Source organism: Embleya sp. AB8 (genome assembly GCF_049739465.1).
GTDB lineage: Bacteria > Actinomycetota > Actinomycetes > Streptomycetales > Streptomycetaceae > Embleya.
The window spans coordinates 241,382-263,501 of record NZ_JBMHHY010000009.1 but is presented as its reverse complement, the minus strand read 5'-3'; the positions used below and the strand labels follow the sequence as shown (position 1 = coordinate 263,501).

The 22,120-nt window shown below is 72.0% G+C and carries 19 protein-coding genes and 1 tRNA gene; 9 read left to right on the top strand and 11 right to left on the bottom strand.

Features of this window, described 5'->3' with window-relative positions:
• Window positions 1-18 precede the first annotated feature (18 nt).
• Both fahA and ABIA38_RS15565 read left to right on the top strand, forming a co-directional pair.
• On the top strand, window positions 19-1,248 hold the full coding sequence (gene fahA, locus ABIA38_RS15570; protein ID WP_424639212.1) for a fumarylacetoacetase: 1,230 nt from the start codon (window positions 19-21) through the stop codon (window positions 1,246-1,248).
• Between the two features lie 80 nt (window positions 1,249-1,328).
• Window positions 1,329-1,790, top strand: coding sequence for a hypothetical protein (locus tag ABIA38_RS15565; RefSeq protein WP_424639211.1), 462 nt, complete (start codon window positions 1,329-1,331; stop codon window positions 1,788-1,790).
• Between the two features lie 7 nt (window positions 1,791-1,797).
• Here the strand turns inward: ABIA38_RS15565 and ABIA38_RS15560 are convergent, their stop codons facing one another.
• The 4 genes from ABIA38_RS15560 to ABIA38_RS15545 form a co-directional block, all read right to left on the bottom strand.
• Complete coding sequence (locus ABIA38_RS15560) at window positions 1,798-2,895, bottom strand: DUF7638 domain-containing protein (RefSeq protein ID WP_424639210.1); 1,098 nt, start codon at window positions 2,893-2,895, stop codon at window positions 1,798-1,800.
• Between the two features lie 53 nt (window positions 2,896-2,948).
• Complete coding sequence (locus ABIA38_RS15555) at window positions 2,949-3,431, bottom strand: hypothetical protein (protein WP_424639209.1); 483 nt, start codon at window positions 3,429-3,431, stop codon at window positions 2,949-2,951.
• Between the two features lie 262 nt (window positions 3,432-3,693).
• Entirely contained in the window at window positions 3,694-4,581 is an 888-nt protein-coding gene (locus tag ABIA38_RS15550) for a CAP domain-containing protein (RefSeq protein WP_424639208.1), read from the bottom strand.
• Window positions 4,582-4,683: 102 nt separating this feature from the next.
• Window positions 4,684-6,321 carry an ABC-F family ATP-binding cassette domain-containing protein gene (locus ABIA38_RS15545; protein WP_424639207.1) on the bottom strand — a complete coding sequence of 546 codons (1,638 nt, stop codon included), beginning with the start codon at window positions 6,319-6,321 and terminating at the stop codon, window positions 4,684-4,686.
• Window positions 6,322-6,417: 96 nt separating this feature from the next.
• Between ABIA38_RS15545 and ABIA38_RS15540 the strand changes: the two genes are divergently transcribed.
• A complete protein-coding gene (locus tag ABIA38_RS15540) occupies window positions 6,418-7,164 on the top strand; it encodes a PIG-L deacetylase family protein (protein ID WP_424639206.1) in 747 nt (248 codons plus the stop codon).
• Between the two features lie 248 nt (window positions 7,165-7,412).
• Window positions 7,413-9,917 (top strand): Tex family protein, encoded by a 2,505-nt coding sequence (locus tag ABIA38_RS15535; protein ID WP_424639261.1) that lies wholly within the window; start codon window positions 7,413-7,415, stop codon window positions 9,915-9,917.
• A gap of 285 nt (window positions 9,918-10,202) precedes the next feature.
• On the opposite strand, the gene ABIA38_RS15530 is transcribed toward ABIA38_RS15535, so the two are convergent.
• Entirely contained in the window at window positions 10,203-10,775 is a 573-nt protein-coding gene (locus ABIA38_RS15530) for a Clp protease N-terminal domain-containing protein (protein ID WP_424639205.1), read from the bottom strand.
• Window positions 10,775-10,984 (bottom strand): helix-turn-helix domain-containing protein, encoded by a 210-nt coding sequence (locus ABIA38_RS15525; RefSeq protein ID WP_026218136.1) that lies wholly within the window; start codon window positions 10,982-10,984, stop codon window positions 10,775-10,777. Before ABIA38_RS15525 ends, ABIA38_RS15530 begins: the two co-directional genes overlap by 1 nt.
• 106 nt (window positions 10,985-11,090) lie before the next feature.
• On the opposite strand from ABIA38_RS15525, the gene ABIA38_RS15520 reads away from it, so the two are divergent.
• Window positions 11,091-12,047, top strand: a complete 957-nt coding sequence (locus ABIA38_RS15520) for an NAD-dependent epimerase/dehydratase family protein (protein ID WP_424639204.1) — start codon at window positions 11,091-11,093, stop codon at window positions 12,045-12,047.
• A gap of 193 nt (window positions 12,048-12,240) precedes the next feature.
• Window positions 12,241-12,324, top strand: a tRNA-Leu gene (locus tag ABIA38_RS15515).
• A 248-nt stretch (window positions 12,325-12,572) separates the two neighbouring features.
• On the opposite strand, the gene ABIA38_RS15510 is transcribed toward ABIA38_RS15515, so the two are convergent.
• Window positions 12,573-13,112 (bottom strand): hypothetical protein, encoded by a 540-nt coding sequence (locus tag ABIA38_RS15510; protein ID WP_424639203.1) that lies wholly within the window; start codon window positions 13,110-13,112, stop codon window positions 12,573-12,575.
• A 24-nt stretch (window positions 13,113-13,136) separates the two neighbouring features.
• On the bottom strand, window positions 13,137-13,649 hold the full coding sequence (locus ABIA38_RS15505; RefSeq protein WP_424639202.1) for a hypothetical protein: 513 nt from the start codon (window positions 13,647-13,649) through the stop codon (window positions 13,137-13,139).
• Window positions 13,650-14,050: 401 nt separating this feature from the next.
• Between ABIA38_RS15505 and ABIA38_RS15500 the strand changes: the two genes are divergently transcribed.
• Entirely contained in the window at window positions 14,051-15,040 is a 990-nt protein-coding gene (locus ABIA38_RS15500; protein ID WP_424639201.1) for an ArsR/SmtB family transcription factor, read from the top strand.
• A gap of 54 nt (window positions 15,041-15,094) precedes the next feature.
• Here the strand turns inward: ABIA38_RS15500 and ABIA38_RS15495 are convergent, their stop codons facing one another.
• Window positions 15,095-16,519, bottom strand: coding sequence for a DUF885 family protein (locus ABIA38_RS15495; RefSeq protein WP_424639200.1), 1,425 nt, complete (start codon window positions 16,517-16,519; stop codon window positions 15,095-15,097).
• Here ABIA38_RS15495 and ABIA38_RS15490 point away from each other — a divergent pair.
• The gene (locus tag ABIA38_RS15490; RefSeq protein WP_424639199.1) at window positions 16,497-16,826 is read left to right on the top strand and encodes a hypothetical protein; all 330 of its coding nucleotides are present in this window, start codon (window positions 16,497-16,499) and stop codon (window positions 16,824-16,826) included. The two genes, ABIA38_RS15495 and ABIA38_RS15490, sit on opposite strands and share 23 nt — an antisense overlap.
• Window positions 16,827-16,881: 55 nt before the next feature.
• Window positions 16,882-18,360 carry a PLP-dependent aminotransferase family protein gene (locus ABIA38_RS15485; RefSeq protein ID WP_424639198.1) on the top strand — a complete coding sequence of 493 codons (1,479 nt, stop codon included), beginning with the start codon at window positions 16,882-16,884 and terminating at the stop codon, window positions 18,358-18,360.
• Window positions 18,361-18,467: 107 nt separating this feature from the next.
• On the opposite strand, the gene ABIA38_RS15480 is transcribed toward ABIA38_RS15485, so the two are convergent.
• A complete protein-coding gene (locus ABIA38_RS15480) occupies window positions 18,468-20,834 on the bottom strand; it encodes a heavy metal translocating P-type ATPase (RefSeq protein WP_424639197.1) in 2,367 nt (788 codons plus the stop codon).
• A gap of 158 nt (window positions 20,835-20,992) precedes the next feature.
• Window positions 20,993-22,006, bottom strand: coding sequence for a hypothetical protein (locus ABIA38_RS15475; protein ID WP_424639196.1), 1,014 nt, complete (start codon window positions 22,004-22,006; stop codon window positions 20,993-20,995).
• Window positions 22,007-22,120 lie beyond the last annotated feature (114 nt).

Here is a 22,120-nt window from a genome sequence, read left to right as displayed (position 1 = left end):
ACCAAGGAGCCCGACGTCATGCCCACCACCTGGGTCCCGCTGCCGACCGACACGGGCTACGGCATCGACAACCTGCCCTACGGCGTGTTCACCACCGACCGGGAGCCGGACCGGCCCCGGATCGGCGTGGCGATCGGCGACTTCGTGCTCGACGCCGGCGCGGCGGCGCACGCGGTGGGCGCACCGGCCGAGGTGGCCGACGTGTTGACCGCGCCGAGCCTGACCGCGCTGCTCGCGGCCGGCCGGCCGACCTGGCGCGCGGTGCGCGCCGCGCTCGGCACGTGGCTGACCGACGCCGCGCTGCGGGCGGACGTCGAGCCGCAGTTGATTCCGCGTCAGGACGTGGTGTTGCGGCTGCCGTTCGAGGTCGCGGACTACGTCGACTTCTACGCCTCCGAACACCACGCGACCAACCTGGGCAAGATCTTCCGCCCCGGCTCCGAGCCGCTGACGCCCAACTGGAAGCACCTGCCGATCGGTTACCACGGCCGCGCGGGTACCGTGGTGGTCTCGCACACCCCGATCGTGCGACCCAGCGGGCAGCGCAAGGCGCCCACCGACGCGGCGCCCTCGTTCGGGCCCAGCCGGCGGCTCGACATCGAGGCCGAGGTCGGCTTCGTGGTCGGCGCCGGCACCGCACTCGGAACACCGGTGGCCCTGGGCGACTTCGCCGACCACGTGTTCGGCGTGTGCCTGCTCAACGACTGGTCCGCGCGCGACATCCAGGCCTGGGAGTACGTCCCGCTGGGCCCGTTCCTGGGCAAGTCGTTCGCCACGTCCGTGTCGCCGTGGGTGGTCCCCCTCGAAGCCCTCGACGTCGCGCGCGTGGCACCCCCCGCGCGCGACGTCGAGCCACTGCCCTACCTGGACGACCGCGGCGCCGAACCGTGGGGCCTGGACCTGGCCCTGGAGGTCCGGCTCAACGGACATGTGATCTCCCGGCCGCCGTTCGCCGCGATGTACTGGACCGCGGCGCAACAACTCGCGCACATGACGGTCAACGGCGCCTCGCTGCGCCCGGGCGACCTGTTCGCGTCCGGCACGGTCAGCGGCCCCGAGGTCGGCGAGCGCGGCGCGCTGATCGAGATCACCTGGAACGGCGAGAACCCGCTCAAGCTCCCGGACGGGTCGACCCGAACCTATCTGGAGGACGGCGACGAGGTCACGATCACCGCTACCGCCCCCGGTCCGAACGGCACTCGTATCGGATTCGGCGAGGTCAGTGGGCGAATCGTGACGGCGCGCTGACCCGATGCCGGCTCCCGCAACTTGCGGGAGCCGGCATTATCCTGGGGGGATCAGCAAGGGGCGGGCCACGAGGGGGTCCCATGTCGTCGTTCGTACGCTCTTCCTGGAGCAACACCGCCGTGTCACCGGTGTTGGCCGGCCTCGGCGGGGCCTTCCTGGTGGCCGGCCTGGTGGTCACCACCACGCTCGGATTTCCCTCCGGGATCGGGCTGTTGGCCGCCGTACCGCTGTGCGCGGGCGCCTCGATCATCCGGGTGCGGGTGGATTCGCGCGGGCTTACCGTCGAGTTCGGGCTGTTGCCGTGGCTACGCAAGCGGGTACCGCTGCGCGAGATCCGCTCGGCCGGTCACCGCGAGGTGCGCGCCTTCCGGGAGTTCGGTGGGTGGGGCTACCGGGTCAGGTCCGGCCGGACCGGCATCGTGCAGCGCTCCGGCGACGCCTTGACGCTCACCCTGCGTTCCGGGCGCGAGTTCGTGGTCACCGTGCCGAACGCGCGCCAGGCAGCGGCGGTGTTGAACAACCTGATCGGCACCAAGGTCTGAGCACGCGTCAGGGCTCCAGCCGGGCCGCGGCGTGTTCGGCGCGGATCAACTCCAGCAGCCGGCCCACCCAGTTGCGGCCGGTTTCACCGGACTCGCCCCAGAAGTCCGAGTCGATGTCCCGGTAGCCGATCCGCGCGTCGCCGGTCTCGGCGAGCACGTGCGCCAGGGCCGGGTCGGCGGCGAACTTGGCCCGCAGCAGCCTCGCCATCACCGCCGTGCGGGCCGCCGACCAGCCCGCCCGTACCGGCGCCTCGGCGGCGATCCGCTTGGCCTCGAACGGGTCCGCCGTCGCCGCGATCCGGGCCCGCGCGGCCGGGTCGGCGGTCGCCGTCGCCCAGTAGGCGTGCGCCACCGACGGACAACTCAGCGCGCCGACCTCGATCGCCACCGGATACTCGTTGCGCAGCACCAGGACACCCGGCTCGGCCGGCCACCCGTCCCGGAAGAACCGCGCCGGCACGTCCACCGTCGGCGTCCACGCGCCCTCCGGGCCGTCCCAGGGCGCCGGCGGCCCCGGCGCCGCGCGGCGCTCCGTACAGTAGGCAAGCGCCTCCGTGTACGCCTCGGCGGTGACCACGTGGTCCGGCCACAGTTCGCCGCCGATCCCGGTCACCAGCACCCGCAGCGGGTAGTCCTTGCGGTCCTGGTCCTTGAGCGCGTACCTCCGCTGCCCCTCGGGGATCGTGTGGTGCGCCCGGGACAGCGCGACCCGCCGCTCCTCGCCCGGTTCGGCGAGGAACTCGTCCAGCACCGCCAGGCACCGGGCGGTGGAATCCGGTCGGCCGTTCAACCGATCGACGATGTCGTGGACCTCGCCGAGCAACTCCTCGGCGCTGATCCACGACTCCGGCTCGTCGAAGCGCCACGACGCGGTCGAATCCAGCGAACCGCGCGCACCCGCCTCGAGCTCGGTCGCGACCCATCCGGACTCCACCTGCTCGGCGAATTCCGCGAGTGACACCAAACCCCAGCAGTCCACCATCGCGTCCGCGTACACGAACAGGTCGGTCAGGTGGTAGTCGCCATTCCTGATGAAGACGTGTCGCCACGTCCCCGGGACCCGCTCGCCGTCGACGTGCCGCCAGGTCGGTGGATCGATCGTCATGCGAGCAGGCTAGTCGTCCGTTCGGGCGAAACCACCGCCCGGTTCGGATCGGTTCAAATCGCTCGGTGCTGGCCGCTCTTGTCGTAGTAGCCGGGACCGGCCACCAGAGCGGTACGGAAGTACAGGCCCTCGCCGACCACGCCGTTGTTGTTGCCGTGTCCGGGCACGAACGGCTGCCACAGGGCCACCAACAACTCCGGAGCCACCAGCGACGCGCCCTCGGTCTCCACCCGAACGGGTGTCAGTTCACCGAGCAGTCGGGTGACGTCGACGGCCGGCGTGCCGAAGACGTCGACGCCCAGCAGGAGCACCGTGTCCGCGAAATCGTCCTCGGACCGATGCACCTCGATCGCCTCGACCAGTCCGTCCTTGTCACTCACCACATGAATCGAGAGGTCCGCCCCGAAGTGGGCGAACCCACGAGTGCGTCCCGACAGATCTCCTCCGAGTTCGCGCAGAGCCGCCTCTGCCTCGTCCATGGACATGCCGATCTTGATCGGCCCTACGCCGTAAGGCGGATCCAACTCAAGCTGCACGTGATCTCCCTCGCCTCGAACAACCGAGTATGACGCACCGTCATCGGGCACCCTCGCACCCGGTTGCCGGTTCGGCGCGGGAGGGTGACCCACGGCCTGCGCACGGACGGCAATGCTCCCGTCGACGCCGATCCCGGCTTCGCCTTTATACCCGTTCGGGCCAATCGGAAGACCGCCGGATCGGCCTCGACAGGGGGTCGATCCGGGGTCGGCTCGGGGAACACACGGGGTCGGCGCGGGGTCGACGCGACGTCGGCGCGGTTCAGCGCGGGGTGCCGAAGACCTGGGTCCAGGACGTGCCGTAGGTGCCGCCGGTGACGTAGCCGACACCGATCTCGGTGAACTCGGGGGTGAGGATGTTCTTGCGATGACCGGGGCTGTCCATCCAGCCCTGCACCACCTCGGCCGGGGTGCGCTGACCGCACGCGATGTTCTCCCCTATCCGGCTGTACAGATAGCCCGCCGCCAACGCCCGGTCCCACGGCTGTCGGCCGTCCGGATCGGTGTGCGAGAAGAACGCCCGGGTGATCATGTCCGCGCTGAACGCCTGAGCGCACACGGTCAGTTGCGGCTGCGGGGCGAGCGCCCGCAGGCCCTGCCGGCCGCGCTCGACATTGGTCAGCTCCACCACGCCGCGCTGGAACTCGGTGGGCGCCGACGGGGTTTGCGTCTCCTCCTCGACCTCGACGCCGAAGTCCCGGGCGATGCCCGCGAGGCCGTCCGCGTAGCCCTGGCCGAGCGCGCGTACCTTCCAGCCCGCGCCGCGCCGATAGATCTCGGCGAGCAACAACACCGTCTCGGTACGTGGTCGCGGCGGCGTGAACCGGGCGAGGAGCGCGCCGCTCGCGCCGGTGAGCGTCATCGCCGGCGGCGGCAACTCGCCCAGGGTGTGCGTGGTATCGGCCGGGCTGACTACCACGGTCACCCGGGTGGCCCCGGCGCGCAGCCCGATCGGGTCCACCGTGACGGTGTCCCCGCCGAGCCGTACGCCGGGCGCAAAGAGCTGGTTGAAGAAGACGAAGTCCGCGTCGCCGGACACCCGTCGGTCGTCGCCGGTGATCAGCGCGGAGATGTCGAAGGGGCCGGGCACGCGTACGCGCACGACGCCGCCCGGTAAGGATTGGTTCGCACCCGGCGGCAGTTCGTTCATGACCTCGGATTCTAACGAGGATGCCGACGGGGGTGCGGACGAGAGGTGCCGACGGGCGATGCCGGCCGAGGACACCGGCGATCGCCGGTGCCGGGCCCGGCGCTAGCTCTCGGTGACCCGGCCGGCCGCGACCTCGAGCCGTCGGGTGACCCGGACCGCCTCCAGCATCCGGCGGTCGTGGGTGACCAGGAGGAGGGTGCCCTCGTAAGCCTCCAGCGCGCTCTCCAACTGCTCGATCGCGGGCAGGTCCAGGTGGTTCGTCGGCTCGTCCAGGACCAGCAGGTTGACCCCCTCGGCCTGGAGCAGCGCCAGCGCCGCGCGGGTGCGCTCGCCCGGGGACAACGTCGCCGCCGGGCGCAGCACGTGCGCCGCCTTGAGCCCGAACTTGGCCAGCAGCGTGCGCACATCGGCCGGCAGCAGCTCCGGGACCACCGCGCAGAACGCCTCCAGGAGCGGTTGATCGCCCAGGAACAGCCCGCGCGCCTGGTCCACCTCGCCGACCACGACGCCCGAGCCGAGCGAGCCCTGTCCGGCGGTCAACTCGGCCCGGCCGAGCAGCGCCGCGAGCAGCGTGGACTTGCCCGCGCCGTTGGCCCCGGTGATCGCGACCCGATCCGCCCAGTCGATCTGCGTGGTCACCGGACCGAGGGTGAAGCCGCCGCGCTGGACCACCGCGCCGTTGAGCGTGGCCACCACGGCGCCGGCGCGCGGGGCGGCGGCGATCTCCATCCGCAGCTCCCACTCCTTGCGCGGCTCCTCGACCACGTCCAGGCGCTCGATCATCCGCTCGGTCTGCCGGGCCTTGGACGCCTGCTTCTCGCTCGCCTCGGCCCGGGTCTTCCGGCTGATCTTGTCGTTGTCGGTGGACTTGCGCCGCGCGTTGCGGGTGCCCTTGTCCATCCACCCGCGCTGCATCCGGGCCCGGGCCTCCAAGTCGCCGCGTTTGTCGGCGTATTCCTCGAAGTCCTCGCGGGCGTGCCGGCGGGCCACCTCACGCTCGGTCAGATACGCGTCGTAGCCGCCGCCATAGCTGCGGATCTGCTGCTGGGCCAGATCCAGCTCGACCACCCGGTCCACCGTACGGGCGAGGAACTCGCGGTCGTGGCTGATCACCACGGTGCCCGCGCGCAGCCCGGTGACGAACTTCTCCAACCGGTCGAGCCCGGCCAGGTCCAGGTCGTTGGTCGGCTCGTCGAGCAGAAATACGTCGTAGCGGCTGAGCAGCAGCGACATCAGCCCCGCGCGGGCGGCCTGGCCACCGGAGAGCGCGGTCATCTCCCGGTCCAGGTCCACCGCCAGACCCGGTTCGGCGGCGACCTCCTCGGCCCGCTCCTCCAGGTCCGCGCCGCCCAGGTCCAGCCAGCGGTCCAGGGCCACGCTGTACTCGTCGTCGGCGCCCGCGCGACCCTCGACCAGGCCCTCGGTGGCGGTGTCGAGCGCGGCCTGCGCGGCGGCGACGCCGGTACGCCGGGCCAGGAACGCCCGTACCGTCTCGCCCGGCCGGCGGTCCGGCTCCTGCGGCAGATGGCCCACCGACGCGGTCGGCGGACTCAGCTGTACGGTCCCCGCCTCCGGCTCGCCCAGGCCGGCCAGCAGCTTCAACAGGGTGGACTTGCCCGCGCCGTTCACCCCGACCAGGCCGACGACGTCGCCGGGGGCGATCACCAGGTCCAATCCGGAGAACAGGACACGGTCACCGTGTCCGGCGGCAAGGTCTTTGACGACGATCGTGGCGCTCATGAGGATATGGATCCTATCGGCCGCTGCGAGGATGACGGAGTCCGCGTACATCGGGCATACCTCCGGCCCGTGCGGCCGCCTTGGAAGGACGAAGCGATGACCACCGAGCCCCGCCCCGAACCGTACGAGCCGCTGCCCGAGGACTGGGAGCGCGCGGTGGCCATCGTCGCGCACCCCGACGACCTCGAGTACGGCGCCGCCGCCGCGATCGCCCGCTGGACCCGGCGGGGCAAGCGGATCACGTATGTCATGGTCACCAGCGGCGAGGCGGGCATCGACGGCCTGGATCCGGACGAGTGTCGCCCGTTGCGCGAGGCCGAACAGATCGAGTCGGCGCGGATCGTCGGGGTCGACACGGTCGAGTTCCTCGGCTATCCGGACGGGGTGATCGAGTACGGGCTGCCGCTGCGCCGCGACCTGTCCCGGGTGGTCCGCCGGCATCGCCCGGAGATCGTGATCACCGGCAACTTCCGGGACACGTGGGGCGGGGTGCAGCTCAACCAGGCGGACCACATCGCGGTCGGCCGCGCGGTGGCGGACGCGGTGCGCGACGCGGGCAACCGCTGGGTCTTCCGCGAATTGCTCGCCGAGGGCCACGAGCCGTGGGGCGGCGTGCGCGCGGTGTGGGCGAGCGGCTCGCCACAGTCGCGGCACGCGGTGGACACGACGGCGGACTTCGCCCTGGGCGTCGCCTCGCTGGAGGCCCACGCGGCCTACCTGGCGGGCCTGGGCCAGGGGCAGATGGCCGACGCGGGGGAGTTCTTGGAGGGCATGGGACGAACGGCGGGGTCCCGACTGGGGACCAGATTCGCGGCGGCTTTCGAGGTGTTTCCGATGGGGTGATGGGGGGTGGGGCGTGGGGGTGGGCGGTTCTTGCTCGACGGCGACCCGAATGGCTTCGGCGGCCGGGTCGACCTCCCGGCGCCCTTCGGGTTCGGGTTCGATACGGGTTCGGGTTCGATACGGGTGAGTGGGAGTCCTGGGCGGACTGATCGGCCGGCGGCGACCCCGGTGGGGTTGCGCGACAACGGTGTGGTCGGGGCGGGAGAATGCCGGTGATGCTTGGTGATGGAGTGGATCGGAACGTGACGATGTCGGTGGCGGCGCAGCAGGGTGGGCAGGATTCCGTGCATCGGCGGATCGCCGAGGAGCTCGGGGTTCGCGAGGGGCAGGTTCGGGCCGCGGTCGAGTTGCTCGACGGCGGGGCGACGGTGCCGTTCATCGCTCGGTACCGCAAGGAGGTGACCGGGACCCTGGACGATACGCAGCTGCGCAATCTGGAGGAGCGGCTGCGGTATCTGCGCGAGTTGGACGAGCGGCGCGTGGCCGTGCTCGCCTCGATCGAGGCGCAGGGGAAGCTGGACGACGCGCTCAAGGCGCAGATCCTGGCGGCCGACTCCAAGGCTCGGCTGGAGGACATCTACCTCCCGTACAAGACGAAGCGGCGGACCAAGGCGCAGATCGCCCGCGAGGCCGGTCTGGAGCCGCTGGCGCTCGGGCTGCTCGGCGACCCCTCGCGTGATCCGGTCGCCGCGGCGGCGGCGTTCGTCGACCCGGACAAGGGGGTCGCGGACGCGGCGGCGGCGTTGGAGGGGGCACGTTCGATCCTGGTCGAGCGGTTCGCCGAGGACGCGGACCTGATCGGCGAGCTGCGCGAGCGGATGTGGACGCGCGGCCGGGTCGTGGCCAAGGTGCGCGAGGGCAAGGAGGAGGCGGGCGCCAAGTTCGCCGACTACTTCGACTTCGCCGAGCCGTTCACCCGGCTGCCCTCGCATCGGATCCTGGCGATGTTCCGGGGCGAGAAGGAGGACGTGCTCGACCTCACCCTCGCGCCGACCCGGGACGACGGTGAGGTGGAGGGGCCGACCGAGTACGAGCGGGCGATCGCGCATACGTTCGGCGTCGCCAATCGTGACCGCCCGGCCGACAAGTGGCTGGCGGACACGGTGCGTTGGGCCTGGCGGACCCGGATCCTGGTACACCTGGGCATCGACCTGCGCGGTCGGTTGCGGCAGGCGGCCGAGGACGAGGCGGTACGGGTGTTCGCGGCCAACCTGCGCGACCTGCTGCTCGCCGCGCCGGCCGGCACGCGGGCCACGATGGGTCTCGACCCGGGCCTGCGTACCGGGGTCAAGGTCGCGGTGACCGACGACACCGGCAAGGTGGTCGCCACCGAGACCATCTACCCGCACGAACCGCGCCGCCGGTGGGACGAGTCGATCGCCACGTTGGCGCAGTTGGCCGCGGCCCACCGGGTGGACCTGATCGCGATCGGCAACGGCACCGCGTCGCGCGAGACGGACAAGCTGGCCGCCGAACTGATGGCCAAGCACCCCGAGTTGGCGCTGACCAAGGTGATGGTGTCCGAGGCGGGCGCGTCGGTGTACAGCGCCTCCGCGTTCGCATCGCAGGAACTCCCGGACCTGGACGTGTCGTTGCGCGGCGCGGTCTCGATCGCCCGGCGACTCCAGGACCCGCTGGCCGAGTTGGTCAAGATCGACCCGAAGTCGATCGGCGTGGGCCAGTATCAGCACGACCTGTCCGAGTTGAAGCTGTCCCGCTCGCTGGACGCGGTGGTCGAGGACTGCGTGAACGCGGTCGGGGTGGATGTCAACACCGCGTCCGCGCCGCTGCTCACGCGCGTGTCCGGGATCGGCGCGACGCTCGCCGAGAACATCGTGCAACACCGGGACACGAACGGCCCGTTCAAGACCCGACGGGACCTCAAGAACGTCGCCCGCCTGGGCCCGAAGGCATTCGAGCAGGCGGCGGGCTTCCTGCGGATCCCGGCCGGCGACGACCCGTTGGACGCGTCCTCGGTGCACCCCGAGGCATATCCGGTGGTACGCAAGATCGTCGCGGCGGCCGGTGGCGAGGTACGGACGCTGATCGGCGCGGCGCCGAGGTTGCGCGCGCTCGACCCGAAGGCGTTCACCGACGAGAAGTTCGGGCTGCCGACGGTGACGGACATCCTGCGCGAGTTGGAGAAGCCGGGGCGCGACCCGCGACCGGCGTTCAAGACGGCCACCTTCAAGGAGGGCGTCGAGAAGTTGTCCGACCTGCGACCCGGGATGCTCCTGGAGGGCGTGGTCACGAACGTGGCCGCGTTCGGCGCGTTCGTGGACGTCGGCGTGCATCAGGAGGGGCTCGTACACGTCTCGGCGATGTCGAAGACGTTCGTGAGCGACCCGCACGATGTGGTCAAGTCGGGCGATGTGGTGCGGGTGAAGGTGCTGGACGTGGACATTCCGCGCAAGCGGATCTCGTTGACGTTGCGGTTGGAGGACGAGGCGCAGGAGCGCGGGTCGCAGGAGCGCGGAGCGCGCGAGGGCGGGTCGCGCGAGGGTCGGTCCGGGGACGGGCGGCAGGCCGGCGCGCGACAGGGGCAGGGGCCGGGCGGTTCGCGTCGGGGCCAGGGACAGGGTGGTGCGCAGCAGGGCCAGGGTGGTCCGCGGCAGGGTCAAGGCGGCGGTGCCGACGGTGGCGGCCAGGGACGACGGGGCGCGCCGCCGAAGCAGAGCCGTGGGCCGCAGGCGCCGGCCGGAGGTGGTGGCGCGATCGCGGACGCGCTGCGGCGGGCCGGGCTGGTGGAGTAGCACGGTTATCGGTCGGCTTTGGCTTGGGCTTCCTCTCAGCTTGGGCTTCGGCTTCGGCTGATCGCGTACGTGCGCGCCGGGTGGGCTCGATGCGCCCGCCTGGCGCGCACGGGCGTGTCGGGGTCTCGGCTCGGGCTCGGGGTCTGGGGGGTGGGGGGTGGGGGGTGGAAAGTGGGGCCGAGATCGCCCCGACGGCCAGGGCCGAGGCTCCCGGACCGTCGACTACCGCTCGCCGACATGCGTCGCGCCTCGCACCTCGCACCTCGCACCTCGCGCGCCGCGCGGTCAACCCGCCTGGGCCTGTGGGGCCAGCGCCCGTAGCACCGTCATGCGGGTCACCCCGTGTTCGGCGAGGAGATCGGCGACCACGCCCGGGCGGGACGTGAGGGCGAGCAGGATGTGTTCGCCGCCGATGTGCTTGTCACCACGCTCGAGCGCCTCGCGCAGCGACTTCTCCAGCACCGCCTTGGCCCCGGCCGTGAACGGTCCCGCCGTCGACCGCCCACCGAACGGCCAGGTCCGCCGCCGGCGCGGCGCCACCGCCAACGCCCCCTCCCCGTGCACCCGTTCGACCCGGGCGACGATCTCGTCCACGTCGATGCCCAGGTCGGCGAGCGCGGCCTGATCGGCCTCCGACACCCCGCCGCGCCGGCGGGCCCGATCCAGCGCCCCCGCCACCTCGTCCCGATGCGCGACGAACCCGAGGGTCGCCAGCGCGAGCGCCGCGGGCGTCCCCTGCGCGTCCAGCAGTGCCGTGAGCATGTGCTCCTCCCCCACCGTGGCGGCCCCGGCCCGGCGCGAGTGCTCGGCCGCACCGCGGACGATGTCGCGGGCATCGGCGGCGAACCTCTCGAACATCAGTTCCTCCCGTGCTTCTTGTGCACTGCCTGACGACTCACGCCCAGCTCGGCGGCGATCTCCTGCCACGACCACCCCTGCACCCGCGCACTGCGCACCTGCACGGCTTCGAGCTGTTCGAGCAGCCGCCGCAGCGCGGCCACGGCCCGCAGGCCCACGCGTGGATCACGATCCCCCGCACGACTGGCGAGGTCGGTTGCTTCGGTCATGCCTGTCAACATACGTTGACATCCTCGACGCGTCAACCATCATTGACACGCGTGCCGCGCCCCGCGGTCTACCCACCCGCTCCCCGAACCGCTACGGTCGCCGACCATGCGAATTCTTGTGCTCGGAGGAACCGCGTTCATCGGACGGGCCATCGTCGAGGACGCGCTGCGCGACGGCGCCGAGGTGACCGTGTTCGGTCGGGGTCGGACCGGTCGGGAGTTGTTCCCGGATGTCCCCCGGCTGATCGGCGATCGCGACACCGGCGACTACGCCGCGCTGCACGGCGGCGAATGGGATGCGGTGGTGGACGTCAGCGGCTACGTCCCGCGCCACGTGGGCCAGGCGATGGCCGCGCTCGACGATCGGGTCGGCCGCTACCTGTTCCTTTCCACGCAGGCGGTATACGTACAGACGGGCGTCGGCCCCGACGCGGACGAGGACACCCCTCGGCGCGCGCCCGTACGCCACACCGAGGTGCTCGACAACGACACCTACGGCCCGTGCAAGGTGGCCTGCGAGGACGATGTGCTGGCCCGGTACGGCGACCGCGCCACGATCGTCCGACCGGGAAACGTGGTCGGGCCGCACGACGTCCAGGACACCATGACGTATTGGCTCCGCCGGGCCGCGCGCGGCGGGCGGGCGGCGCTGCCGGGACGGCCCGAACAGCCGGTGCAGGTGCTCGACGCGCGCGACCTGGCCCGCCTGGTCACCCGCCTGCTCCGCGACGATCGCCCGGGCGCCTTCAACGCGGTGGGCCCGGCCGAACCGACCACGCTGGCCGGGCTGATCGGGGCCTGCGCGCAGGCGGCCGGCGCCGAGGTGGAACTGGTGCAGATCTCCCCCGACGCCGCGCCGGGGCCGTTCCCCCTGATCCTCCCCGAGCCCCAGTGGCCCACCCGACAACGCAGCGCCCACCGAGCCCGCACCGCCGGCCTCCCCGCCACGCCCCTGACGACCACCGCGGCCGACACACTGACCTGGGACCACGCCCGCGGCAAACCCCCACTGCCCTGGGACCTGTCGCCCGAGGCCGAGGCCAACCTCCTCGAAGGCGCCTAGCCGGCCGATCCGGGACACCACCACGATCAACGCCCCGACCGACGCCCCGAACGGCCCGCCACGACCCCCGACGAACCCCACGAACCCCCCGCCAAGCCCCAGGTCAGCCCCCGTACACCGGCGTCCGATGCCCCTCCGGATGTTTGATATGGTTCTCCACGTCGCCGCACGGAACACCAGCGGAGACCACCCGGTCCGGGTGGCGGAATTGGCAGACGCGCTAGCTTGAGGTGCTAGTGCCCGAAAGGGCTTGGGGGTTCAAGTCCCCCCTCGGACACCGCGGGGCCGTTCTTGAGATGGCCCGAGATGAATTGACGAGATCCCGTTTCGACCGTTGAGGTCGGGCGGGATTTCGGCTTTTCCGGGTGTGTTCGCGCTGGAGTGCGGGGTCGGGTGGTGGTCGGTGGGGTTGCGCGGTGTGTGCCTTGGTGCTGTGGGTGTGCCGGGGCGCACCGTGGCGCGTCAGGGCGTTCATCGCCGGGACGTGTTGAGCGCATCCCCCCGATCGGCATGGTGGATCGTTGATCAGGACGGTCCGCTGCAGGTCTGCTTGGGGTGGTCGTTGCTGTTGTAGCCGGTGTAGTAGTTGTGCCAGCCCGTGTAGAAGTCGGTGGAGCCGATGCACATGGGGATGCCGCCGGTGGTGCCGATGTGCATGAAGGCCAGGCTGTGGTAGTAGAAGTTGCCCCTGTCGATGCTGATCAGCGCGGACACCTGCCCCGCCTGTCCGATTTGGTTGGTGACCTCGGCAGTTCCCGCCCTGTCCCCGTAGGCGTCGCGTACCTCGATGTATCCGTCGGTGGCGTCGGTCCAGTTCTTGTCCCAGAGGATCGACGCGTACTCGGAGCGACACGCGGGGCGGTACCACAGGTACAACGTGCCCATGTGCTGGGTGGTGATCCAGCCGTGGGCGTAGAGCTCGGTCGAGGTGATCTTGACGTACGCACCTGCACACGGATCGGCATGCGCGGTGCCCGGGCCGATTGGCCCTACCGCAAGTGCCGTTGTGGCGCCGACTGCGACGATGGCGGCCTGGATCGCCCTGATGACGGTAGGAAAGCGCATGGAGGGTCCTCCTTGTGTGTGGGTTCAGGTGCAGTAGGGGCGGGACGGCGGAGTGGAGGAGACGGCTCCGTAGTGCCAGCGCCCGGATTCGGTGAAGAACGCCTCTGTCCAGTAGCAGTAGCCGTGCCTGGTGACTCCGCCGCTGCCGGTGGACGGGTCGCCGTCGCTTATCGAGCCGCTGTACTGCCCGTTGCCGGGGAGGGTCAGGTTCCCGGAGGGGAACGTGTAGGAGATGTACCAGCCGTTGGCGAGGTCGTCGGCCGGTGCCTCCAGCACCGCAAATCCCATCCGGACGTCGGTACTTCCGCCACGGAACCTTGCCGATCGGGTGAGTTTGGCGTCGGGTATCCCGCCGCCCATCGGTGCCACCGTCAGGCAGGCGACGACCTTGTAGTTGTAGGCGGCCTGGTGGGGCGACCGGTCGTTGCAGATGGTGAAGTCGGGGTCGGCGTGTGCCGTGCTCGCCGATCCCACGACGGAGGTCATGGCGAGCGCCAGAGCTCCGATGGCCGGTGTCAGGGTGCGTTTCAGCGACATACTCGCCTCCTGCGTGGAATGAGCTTTTGCCGGGGCTGCACGAACTTCCGGGTCCGTCCGGATGCGGAACGGGCGCGGCCACGCGGGCCCACCCGAAGCCGCTTCTCGTGTGGCAAACTCGACCCGTCGACAAGCCCTACTCGGTGACGGAAGTGGCAACCGGATGCCCACACCCGTACTCGATCGCCGTCGCGCCCGAAGCAGCGGTGGCACCGGCCACGCCTGCGACGGCGGCGAGGACGGCGCAGACGAACCATCGACGAAGATTCGGACGAAGATTCGGACGAAGATTCATGAGGTCCCTCCGTTCCCATGGGGAGATCGTGCAATCCCGGCCTCGGCGAAGCCCAACGATTCGACAACCATCGACACTTGCCCCTTGACCGTCCGGAAGAGGTGTCATGATCCGGATCGACCTGTCGGCGGACGGACTGGCCCGCAGCCACTTCGCCATCTCGCCCGTGACCGTCACCGCCGACCTGCTCATGGCCCTGTACGAGCACCCGGCCGGCGTTCCGCGCGAGATCCGGGAACGGGCCGTCGAGGCGCTCACCGGCCGCGAGTTCGGCACGCTCATCACGCTGGGAGCCCCCGGCGCGCACGGCTACTGCCCGGACTTCCTGCGCCCGATTCCGGCCGCGCACACTGGTGACCTCGACGACGAGCTGCACGTCATCACCACCACCGGCACCGACCGGGTCCGCCATGAAATCGCCATCATCACCGGCGGTGGGAAGTTACCCGGCAGACTCGCCCGGGCGACGGAACAGGGCGAACAGCACCTCACGCAAGCTGCCGCCGATCAGCTCGCCCGGCTGTTCCACGCCGTCATCGCCCCCGACTGGCCGCGCATTCGCGACCGTTTGGAGGCCGACATCGCCTCCCGAGCACGTGCCGCGGCCGGCGCCGGGCTCATCGCCGCCATCGACAACCTCGACGCGTGTGTCGTCTGGAACGGCGGCGGCATCGACATCGGTTTGCGGTACCCGCATCCTCGCGGGGCCCGCCTCGCCGAACCGCGCATCATCTTCCAACCGTCACCGTGGTTCCACCGGACGAGGTTCGCCATCGACCCGCCCGAATCCCCCGACCGGCGCAGCCCCGTCATTCACTACCCGGCCGGCGCCGATCGACGTACCGGCCGCGACCGGCGGGGACGACGGCCGGCCGCGACGGGACTCGGTGAGGTGATGGGGGAAACCCGTGCGCTCATCCTCGCCGAATCGGGTGGCGGCACGACAACCGCCGAGGTCGCCACTCGGCTTCGGGTGGCGCGCTCCACCGCGTCGCACCACCTCCAACTCCTCTACCGGGCCGGGCTGGTCGACCGCCACCGCGACGGAAAACACGTCGTGTACCGGCGGGCGAGGCTCACGGCCATCGACGAGTGACCGGATTGGGTCCGGGCACGGCAGTGAGCTCCAACGCCGCCACGAGGAAGGTGATCAGCCGACCTCGAGGGCGGTGCCCAGGAGCCCGAGCGGCGGTGCGCCCAGGTTCAGCAGCGCGGCGTGGAAGCGGGGCAGCGAGAAGGCCGATCCCCAGCGCTGCCGGGCCTGTTCGCGCAGGTCGAGGACGGCGAACTTGCCCCACGTGTACCGCCCGTAGGTCGGATCGAACAGGCCGCGGCGCGCCTCGTGGGCGGCGGCCGGACCGGCCAGGGCGACGTCCTCGGTGAACCGGCGGGCGGCGTCGGCCACGCTCATCGCGCCGCTGTGCAGCCCGATCGCGCAGGCGAACCGGGTGACCCGGCGCAGTGCGTCCTGCGCGACGGCCACTGCGAAGGCGGGATCGGTGCGGAAGCCCTCGGTCAGTGCCAGTTCCTCGCAGTAGTGCGCCCAGCCCTCGATCAACGCCTCGGAGAGCAGGGTGCGCCGGACCTCGCTGCCCGCCCGGCGCATGGCCCGACCGTGGCTCAGGTGTCCCGGGGCCACCTCGTGCACCACCATGTTGGCCATCAGACTGCGGCTGAACCCGGTCCGCAGCCACTCCTCGGACTCGGTCGCCGACCATCCCGGCAGCGGCAGGCTGACCTGGAACCGCCCGGGTGCGTCGGCCTCGTTGGCGGCCGCCCAGGTCGCCCCGGCCAGCGACCGGCGCTGTGCGTCGGGCATCGGCAACACCTCGACCAGCACGTCGTGATCCGGCACCAGGTCGTGCGCGGCGGCCCACGCGACGGCCGCCCCGACCAGCTTGCGGAATTCCGGGATCACCTGGTCCGCGGCGGGATGGTCGTCCTGGAGGGCGCGGATCGTATCCGCGGGCTTCGCGTGCGGATCCACCCGTCGGCAGCTCTCGTCGCGCAGCTCGCGCAGCCGGTCGCGCTCGGCGTCGACCCGGGCGGCGAGCTGTGCCAGGTCGATCTCCAGGCCCTCGGCCGAGCCGAGCAGCCGAGCCAGGTCCGCGCTGCCGAGCGCGCCCGACGGCGGGCCCTCGACGGCGGCTCGTTCGAGGTGTCGGACGAAGCGGTCCAACGCCCGCTCCGCCGCGTCGTGTACGGCATCGGCGCCCGGCTCGACGTACCCCGCGAGTCCGCGTGCGAGCGGCAGGGTGGCTTCGGCCAGCGGCGCGGGCACCCGATCGAGGGCCTCGATCGCGGCGGCCACGCCGTCCGGCCAGCGGGCCAGGTGTTCGTGCCGGGCGCGGGCGCGCTCTGCGGCCGGGGCGTACTCGCGGTCGTAGCCGGACAGGTCGAGATTCTCGATGTGCCACAGGGGGTTGCTGCGGTGCAGTGCCAATTCGCCCAGGCGCACGCGCAGTGCCTGTTCGGCCGCGCCGGCCAGGGCCTCGTCGTGCGGGTCCGGGTAGGGCTGCGTGCCGCGCGGGCCGCCGAGCGCAGCCAGGGCGGTGCGTACCCCACTCGGCGACAAGTCCTGGATGGTGCCGTCGTATTCGTGGCGACCGGCGCTCTCCCGGGCGGCGAAGACGGACGCGTCGCAGATCGCGGCGAGGCGGGCGTCCGAAGGCGGGGTGTCCGAGGACCGGGCGTCCGATGGGCGAGTCTCCGAGGATCGGCTGCTCGAAGGCCGGGTGTCCGAGGGTCGGGTGTCCGACGATCGGCTGTCCGAGGGTCGCGTGTCCGAAGGCCGGCTGTCCGAAGACCAGGTCTGCGAAGACCGGGTGTCCGAGGGTCGGACCGAACTCATGTGCTGCTCCAAGTACTGTGAACTGGTGTGACACCGACCAGCCTGGGCCCGACGCCCTCGTTCGACACGAGCCAATGAGGCCGCAGGTGGACCGGATTTCGCCGGCGGCCGGGCCGATGGCGGTCGCCGACCTGGTCGAGTTGCTCGGCGACTGGACGTCGGGCGACGGCGAGGGCAAGGGCGAGGGCGCGCTCTATCGCCGATTGGCGGCGGCCACGACGCGGCTGATCGCGGACGGTGCGCTGCCCGCCGGGGCGCGGCTGCCGGCCGAACGGCCGTTGGCCCGGGCGCTGGCGGTGAGTCGGGCCACGGTGGTCTCGGCGTACGACGCGCTGCGCGCGGCCGGGCTGGTGGAGAGCCGGCGCGGCAGCGGGAGCAGTGTGGCCCGGCGGCCGGAGTTGCCGGCGGCGGCCGGGGACGGGCGGGTACGGGGCGGGCAGGCGACGGCGCTGTTGCAGCGCATGGTCTCCGGGCCGGGCGAGGTGATCTCACTGGGACACGCGGCCGACGCGGGCGGTCCGGATCTGGCCGGCGCGCTGCTTGACCTGGTCCGGGAGGATCTGCCCGGGCTGCTGCGCGACACCGGCTACCATCCGGCCGGCCTGCCGACGCTGCGGGCGGCGATCGCCGCGCGGTACACCGAGCAGGGGCTGCCCACGGAGCCCGCCCAGGTGCTGGTCACCACCGGCGCGACCCAGGCGATCGCGCTGGCCACCGGGCTGTTCGTGCGCCCGGGGGCGGGCGTGGCGGTCGAGTCGCCGAGTTGGCCGGGTTGCCTGGACACCTTCCGGGCGGCCGGCGCCCGGTTGGTCGCGGTCGGGTTGGACGACGAGGGGATCCGGATCGACCTGCTGGCCCGGGCGTTCGCCGAGCACCGGCCCGCGTTGTTGTTCGTGATGCCGACCTACCACAACCCCACCGGCCGGCTGATGTCGGCGAGTCGGCGGCGCCGGGTGGCCGCGCTGGCCGCCGAGTACGGGGTCACCGTGCTGGAGGACAGCGCACACGCGGCGGCCACTGCCCCGGGCGAGGTGCCGGCGCCGATCGCGGCGCACGCGGCGAGCGGCATGGTGCTGACCGTGGGGTCGTTGTCCAAGGCGGTCTGGAGCGGGCTGCGGATCGGCTGGCTGCGAGCGCCGAGCAGCACCGTCGAATCGCTCGCCCGGATCAAGGCCAGGACCGACCTGAGCACCCCACTCCTCGACCAGGCGCTCGCCGCCCGCCTGCTGCCCGGGCTACCCGCGCTCGGCGCCGCCCGAAGTGCCCTGGCCCGACACCGACTCGGCACGCTGGAGCGGCTGTTGGCGAACCGGCTGCCGAGTTGGCGAGTGCACCCGCCGGCCGGCGGCTCGGTGTTGTGGGTGGAGCTCCCGCCGGGCACCGACGCCCGGGTCTACGCACAGGTGGCCCTGCGGCACGGCGTGGAGGTCGTCCCCGGCGCGGCGATGGACGCCACCGGCGCGCATGACCACTTCGTCCGCATCCCGTTCGCCTTCGACGACGACGTACTGCACCGCATCGCCGAGCGCCTGGCCGCCGCCTGGCGCGAATCCACCGGCTCCTGACCCCCGGCTCCTGACCCCCGGCGCCTGCCGCTCCGCCCCCGGCAAAGCCCCTTGGCCCTGCCGGAGTTGCCGGCAGGGCCAAAGAGGGCCATACGTAAGGGATCGGCTCAGGCTGCGATCGCGGTGGGCCTTGCGGACTCGGTCGCAGTGCCCGTACCGATCGTGGTCGGTCGGGTTTCGTCGGCGAGGGCCTTGAAGCCGCGTAGGCGCAGGCTGTTGCTGATCACGAAGACGGAGCTGAAGGCCATCGCGGCGCCGGCGAGCATCGGGTTGAGCAGGCCGGCGGCGGCGAGCGGGAGGGCGGCGACGTTGTAGGCGAAGGCCCAGAACAGGTTGGACTTGATGGTGGCCAAGGTCTTCCGGGCCAGCCGGATGGCGTCGGCGGCGGCGCGCAGGTCGCCGCGCACCAGGGTGAGGTCGGCGGCCTCGATGGCCACGTCCGTCCCGGTGCCCATGGCCAGGCCGAGGTCGGCGCGGGCGAGCGCGGCGGCGTCGTTGACACCGTCGCCGACCATGGCCACGATCCGGCCCTCGGCCTGGAGTCGGGTGACCACGTCGACCTTGTCCTTTGGCATCACCTCGGCGTACACGTGCTCCGGGTCGATGCCGACCTGCGCGGCGACGGTGTGCGCCACCGCGGTGTTGTCGCCGGTGAGCAGGATGGGGGTCAGGCCGAGTTCGCGGAAGCGGCGGATGGCCTCGGCGGAGGTGGGCTTGACCGCGTCGGCGACGACCAGGACGGCGCGTGCCCGGCCGTCCCAGGCGACCGCGACGGCGGTACGGCCGAGGGCCTCGGCGTCGGCCATCGCGCGTTCCAGGTCGATCGGGAGGTCGAGGGCCCATTCGGCGAGCAGTCGGGTACGGCCCACCAGGACGGCGTGACCCTCGACGACGCCCTGCACGCCGAGCCCCTCGACGTTGGCGAAGTCCTCGGGGTCGGGCAGGTCGCCGACACGTTCGGCCGCGCCCTTGGCCACGGCCTGCGCGATCGGGTGTTCGGAGGCGTTCTCCAGTGCGCCCGCGAGCCGCAGGACCTCGTCGATGTCCTCGCCGGCGGCGAGGTGCGTCTCGACCAGGGTCATCCGACCGGTGGTCACGGTGCCGGTCTTGTCGAGCACGACGGTGTCCACGCGGTGGGTGGATTCCAATACCTCGGGCCCCTTGATCAGGATGCCCAGTTGTGCGCCGCGCCCGGTGCCGACCATCAGTGCCGTGGGGGTGGCCAGGCCCAGGGCGCACGGGCAGGCGATGATCAGTACGGCAACCGCGGCGGTGAACGCGCCGGCGATGCCCTGTCCGGTGCCCCACCAGAAGCCGAGGGTGGCGGCGGCCAGCGTGATCACGATCGGTACGAAGATGCCGGAGACCCGGTCGGCCAGGCGCTGCACCCGGGCCTTGCCGTTCTGCGCGTCCTCGACCAGCCGTGCCATCTGCGCCAGTTGGGTGTCGGCGCCGATCCGGGTGGCCCGCACGACCAGTCGGCCGCCGGCATTGACCGTGGCGCCGGTGACGGTGTCGCCGGGGCGGACCTCGACGGGGACCGATTCGCCGGTGAGCATCGAGGCGTCCACGGCGGAGGTGCCCTGTTCGACGATGCCGTCGGTGGCGATCTTCTCCCCGGGGCGGACCACGAACAGGTCGCCGACGGCGAGCTGTTCGACCGGGACGCGCTCCTCGCGGCCGTCACGCAGGACGGCGACGTCGCGGGCGCCGAGTTCGAGCAGGGCCTTGAGCGCGGCGCCGGAGCGACGCTTGGCCCGGGCCTCGAACCAGCGGCCGGCGAGGATGAACGTGGTGACGCCGGCGGCGGCTTCGAGGTAGATGTTGCCCGCTCCGTCGCCGCGTTCGATCGCGAACGAGAAGGCGTGGGTCATCCCCGGTTCGCCGGCCGTACCCCAGAACAGGGCGTATACCGACCAGGCGAGTGCGGCCAGGGTGCCCATCGACACGAGGGTGTCCATGGTCGAGGTGCCGTGCCGCAGATTGGTCCAGGCGGCCCTGTGGAACGGCCAGGCGCCGTACGCGACCACCGGCCAGGCCAGGGCGAGGGACAACCACTGCCAATCGGTGAACTGGAGGGCGGGAATCATCGCCATCGCGATCACCGGGACGGTAAGCACGGCGGAGACGAGCAGTCGATCGCGCAGTGCCCGGATCCGGCCCCCGTCCGGGTCCGCGCCGCCCGGCACCGGCTCGCCGGCGGCTGCGCCCGCGCCGGCGGCCCGGGCCGGGGCGGGGAGTTCGGCGGTGTAGCCGGCGGCCTCGACCTGGGCGACCAGGTCGGCCGGTCCGAGGTCGCCCGGGTAGGTGACCCTGGCCTTCTCGGTGGCGTAGTTGACCGTCGCGGTCACGCCGTCGAGCCGGTTGAGTCGCTTCTCGATGCGCATCGCGCACGAGGCGCAGGTCATGCCGCCGATCGACAGTTCGATCTGCCCGGTGTCCTGCGGCGTCGAGGTCTCGGTGGTCGAACTCATCGCCTGCTCCTGTCCGTGTCGGTGGGTCGTCGTCGTGGCCGTCGTGGGCCCGGGGGCGCCGGCGGCCGGGGCCGTCCCGCGAACACGACCCGACTATACCCATAGGGGGTATCCAAATGACAAGAGTCGACCTTGCCCCCGCCGTCCCGCGGATGTTTCTAGTGCGCGTGCTCGCCGTGCTCGCCGTGCTCCGGGTCGCCGGCCTGCGGTGCGACCGGCGTGGCCGGGGTCGCGTTCGGGGCGGCGTTCGGGGTCGCGTTCGGAGCGCCGACGGCGACGGTGAACTCGGCGGTCCGGACCGTGCCTTCGTGTTGGAAGTCCAGGTACAGGCGGTACGTCCCGGCGCTCGGGGCCTGGGCGTGGAAGCCGATGCCGGGCCCGGCCGGGGTCTTGCCGTCGCCGGGGGCGCCCTGCGGGTGTACGTGCAGGTAGGCCAGATCGCCCTGGCGCAGCGCGACCAGGTGGCCGTACGCGCCGAGGTAGGGCTGAAGGTCGGTGACCGGCCGGCCGTCCCGGCTCACCCCGAGCGTGAGCGGCGCGGAGGCACCCGCCGTGAGGTCGCCGGCCAGGGTCACGGTGTAGCCGTCGACGGTGGCGGTACGGGCCGGGGCGGGCAGCGCGGCCGGTTCGTAGTTGCCGGCCACGACCACGTCGGCACCGAGGGTGAGCGGGCCGGCCGGGTCGCCGGTGGGGGTGAAGTCGGCGAACACACGATACGTACCGGCGGTCGCGAAGGTCAGCGGGACGCTCCAGGTGCCGTCCGCGCCGAGCACGGGGTGTACGTGTTGGAAGCCGGACAGGTCGCGGCGGGCGACGATCAGGTGGAGGTCCTTGTCGTGGGCACGCTCGTAGCGCGTCCAGGGCCGCCCGTCCGGGCCGAGCACGCGGAAGCGGAAGTCGGTACGGGTGCCCGCCGGCAGTGGTTCGGCGGGCGGGACGAGGGTGTAGCCGCGTTCGGAGACCTGGAGACCGCCGGGCGTCTCCACGGCGGCACCGGCGGCGGCCGGAGCGGCAGCGGGCGCGGGCGCGGCGGCCTTCGTACCGCCGTGCTTCCCGTGCGCCGGCGCGGGATCGGAGCCGACCGGACCGACCGCGTGACCCACCCCGAACGCGGCCCCGAAGGCCAGGACGACGCCGGCGCCGAACGCGCCGACCTTGACAGCCGTGTTCATCGTTGCCTACCAATTCCTGATTTCGTCGTCACCCGGTCCACACACGGGCGATGACCCGCGGGGCCGGCGAAGGAGAACGGATGGGGCACCGGCACCGGACTGGCACCGGCGCCG